This window comes from Algoriphagus sp., assembly GCF_024642405.1.
In the GTDB taxonomy this organism is placed as follows: Bacteria; Bacteroidota; Bacteroidia; order Cytophagales; family Cyclobacteriaceae; genus Algoriphagus.
Genome location: NZ_JAHEBC010000384.1, coordinates 1 through 3,472, shown reverse-complemented (window position 1 = coordinate 3,472; position 3,472 = coordinate 1). Strand labels below are relative to the sequence as shown.

Below are 3,472 nucleotides of genomic sequence, written 5' to 3'. Positions count from 1 at the left end.
TGAGATCATGTTTAAGCTAGTTTTTTAACTCATTATCAATAAGTTGCAAAATAAGGATGTTTAACTCTTTTACCTGATATAATTCCATCAGAGCGTCATTCATATGACTGTATCGTTCTGAAATATAGCTTTCGAATTCAGGGGCTAAAATCAGTTTTTTATAGTTTGCAGGATGCTTGCTATCCCCCATTTCCTTGTTTTTAAAACTTCTATAGGTCACTTTCGGAACATACTTCTCAATCACAAAATCCTTGTTCATTCGGTGATCTAAACTCCATGACTCATTTTCATTGGCATCACTGACGATATCTTGCCAGCTGAATAACAAGTTTACCAAGCTGTCATTTTGTATCAAATGAATATCACCAGATGAAATACCAGATCTTAATGCCCCTGATCTAGAGTCGAATGTCCAAATCCAACTGGAATTTTGAAGAAGAAATCTCATGGTATCTTCAGGCATCAAATCCATATCTTTTTCTTCTAAATTCAATAATCTCAGAGAATTTATTGAAACCAATTCATCGTAGTAAATGACTTCATTTAATTGTGAGAGATTGGATTCGAACTCTTGAGTCAGGGCATTTAGAAGTAAGGTTTTTCTAATCTTATCTTTTTTCTGCTCATTCCAGTTATTCAGAGCAAAAGCACCCAAAATGCCGATGGTAATTACCAGTATCTCCAGAATATATTCCGGCCATTTTTCTTTGAGGATGGAGAGGATCCGTTTCATTTTTCTAGTCTTCTTATTTCGTCATTAATTTCATCAACAAGGTTTTTTCCAAGATCAACCAAATTTTCGTATCGGGACTCGTAAGTAAAATCCTCCGAAGTTCTTGCAATTGCAGCTTTAAAGGCGTTATGTGAAATTCTTTCTAAAATCACCTCATCAAACCTTTTTTTCCAATTTGAATTAGTTGAATCCATGCCTAATAGTTCTTGTTCCCAACGAGCTGAATTTGTTGCACGACTTGGTAGGACATCAACGCTTTTATTTAGCTCTGCCTCCATTTCTTCTATGAAGGCATTGAAGCCTTTTTCCCTATTTTCTATTAAATCAACTAAGGCATAGTAGCCTGTAAGCAAGCTGTCAAGTTTTGTGTTATTTATTTCCCCTAAATAAGTTGAGGATTTGATTGCTTCAAATCCACTTTTATTTGGGATAAAATAGAAATCGATAAAACATATTCCACCTTCTCTAATCAACTCTATATTACTAAAGTCATTTTTTAATAAAAGTTTAAATGATTGGATTGCTTTTTCCCTAACATAATCCCGTCTGATTTTCAATCCCGCAATTTGCTCAATATCCCGATTTACATCATTAGATATTTTCAATAAGTAATTATTGAGTTCTTTTCTCTCTTTCCGGGTATCGTTAGCATTATTAATAGATAGGGCGATCAAAATCCCAATCACCACCAACACAATCTCCCCGATGGCATAGACCAAGTAGCGAGTTACTTTATTCTGTCGGATTAGTGATTGGCGGATTTTTCTGAAAAATGAGATCATATTAATTAAGTTACAGCCCAAATAAATTGTGAACGGTCTTTTTTAACCATTTTCCAAGAGGTCTAATTCTTTATCAATTTCATTCATCAAATTTTTCAAGTTTGTAAACATGTTTTCAGTATTGATTTCCAAATAATAATGATGCTTATTTTTAAGAGTTTTTAAAAAATATAGATACTCTTGATCCTTCTTAAGATCTTCAAAATTAATCGGCTCCATTTCTCCAATTAAAATAGTTTCGCTTAAACCATTTTCAATTGGAACATCGATGCTTGTTGCTTTCCAAAATTCATCAAATCTTCCCGGATAAAAATGTGAGGAAGCATCTTCAATAATAGCTCGATAATGATTAATCTGTAATGCCATACCCGCATTGTTCGAGTCATAAAAATGGATTATTTTTTGACGTAAATCTTTGTTGGAAATGAGGGTCAGATTATTGGATTTTAAAGATTCAAATGGACTGGTATTGATAATTGGAGTGGTTAAATTATTTAGGTTACCAAAATGATATTTAAGGCTATCCTGATAGGACTTATCTGCATTTATCCAATTGAGTATTAATTCCATTGACTTTACGGTCTTCCTAACAGAAAGCATGGAAAATTCAAAATTAAGGGAGTCATCTTTTAAACTTTCCCGAAAATTTTGTAGTGTTTTTATTTCTTCAGTTTTTAATTTCCTCTTTTCATTCCAGGTGTTTACTTGCAATGCCAAGAGGATTCCAATCATAACCAAAACAATCTCCCCGATGGCATAGACTAAGTAGCGAGTCACTTTATTATGACTGATTAGCGATTGGCGGATTTTTCTGAAAAATGAGATCATGGTGAAAAAATCTGATGAAAATCAATATACAGAAAGTCTAGAATAATCATGTTTGATATTCTCAAAATACAAGATAGAATTTTGACTATTTAAACCTGCAGCTGATTTTTTATGTAGCCTATTTAGAGCTTCCTTCTAAAATAAATCAAACCCAGCTAAAGCTGATTATTATATCGAAAGGTATTGGGATTTCTTCAAGATCAATTAGATTGAGTTCTTTCTACAAAATCAAAAAGCTATGTCAAAATTCTTTTTTCCACTTTTGCTCCTCATTTGCAATTTTTCTATTGCACAAACTGCCAGAGGTTATTTCATGCATCCCAATCTCAATGGAGATCAACTCGTCTTTGTGGCGGAAGGAGATATCTGGAGAGTATCAGTATCTGGAGGAAATGCCATCCGATTGACTTCACATGCTGGTGATGAATCTGATCCAAAAATTTCACCTGATGGCAAATGGGTAGCTTATGCCGCTAGTTACGAAGGACCAACAGAGGTTTATGTGATGCCTATCGATGGGGGACTTCCTAGGCGACTGACTTATGAACCTTCTTCTTCGATTCCTACGGCTTGGAAATCTGCAACTGAAATTGCCTACGTGACCAATCAATATTCAACACTCCCAAAACTCAATACAGTAACTGTCGATGTTTCCAATGGTGCAAAGCAACTTCTCCCGCTGGAAATGGCCGCTGAAGGAAGCTTCTCTGCGGATGGAGCTACATACTTTTTTGTCCGACCAACATTTCACAATAATGTTACCAAGCGCTACGAGGGGGGAACAGCTCGCCAACTTTGGAAGTACACCGAAGGAGCCGCTGAAGCAGTAAAATTGACCAAAGATTACAATGGCGAGGATCATCATCCTGTGCCGCATCAAGGGAAAGTATATTTCCTTTCCTCCAGAGATGGAATAGTGAATGTTTGGAGCATGGATGAGAATGGTGGTTCACTTACGCAACTCACCAAAGAACCAAGCTTTGATGTTAGGGAGTTTTCAATTTCCGGAAATCAACTAGTTTACCGCGTTGGTGCAGATTTGAAATTGATGGATCTGGGTAGCGGAACAACAAAAACTTTAGCGATCCAGCTTATCTCAGATTTCGATCAGCTACGGGAAAAATGGGTG

General features: G+C 35.7%; 3 protein-coding genes and 1 pseudogene. 1 reads left to right on the top strand and 3 read right to left on the bottom strand.

Annotation, left to right across the window (positions count from 1 at the left end; all coding sequences use genetic code 11):
- Positions 1-16: 16 nt before the first annotated feature.
- The 3 genes from Q0L68_RS18150 to Q0L68_RS18140 are packed head-to-tail and all read right to left on the bottom strand — an operon-like array spanning position 17 to position 2,343.
- On the bottom strand, positions 17-733 hold the full coding sequence (locus Q0L68_RS18150) for a DUF6090 family protein (protein WP_296705673.1): 717 nt from the start codon (positions 731-733) through the stop codon (positions 17-19).
- Positions 730-1,515: a DUF6090 family protein gene (locus Q0L68_RS18145; protein WP_296705672.1), complete on the bottom strand. Its 786-nt coding sequence runs from the start codon at positions 1,513-1,515 to the stop codon at positions 730-732. The genes Q0L68_RS18150 and Q0L68_RS18145 overlap by 4 nt, the downstream gene beginning before the upstream one ends.
- Positions 1,516-1,557: 42 nt before the next feature.
- On the bottom strand, positions 1,558-2,343 hold the full coding sequence (locus tag Q0L68_RS18140; RefSeq protein ID WP_296705671.1) for a DUF6090 family protein: 786 nt from the start codon (positions 2,341-2,343) through the stop codon (positions 1,558-1,560).
- A gap of 238 nt (positions 2,344-2,581) precedes the next feature.
- On the opposite strand from Q0L68_RS18140, the pseudogene Q0L68_RS18135 reads away from it, so the two are divergent.
- Positions 2,582-3,472 (top strand): annotated as a pseudogene (locus Q0L68_RS18135) (protease); the annotation flags it as partial.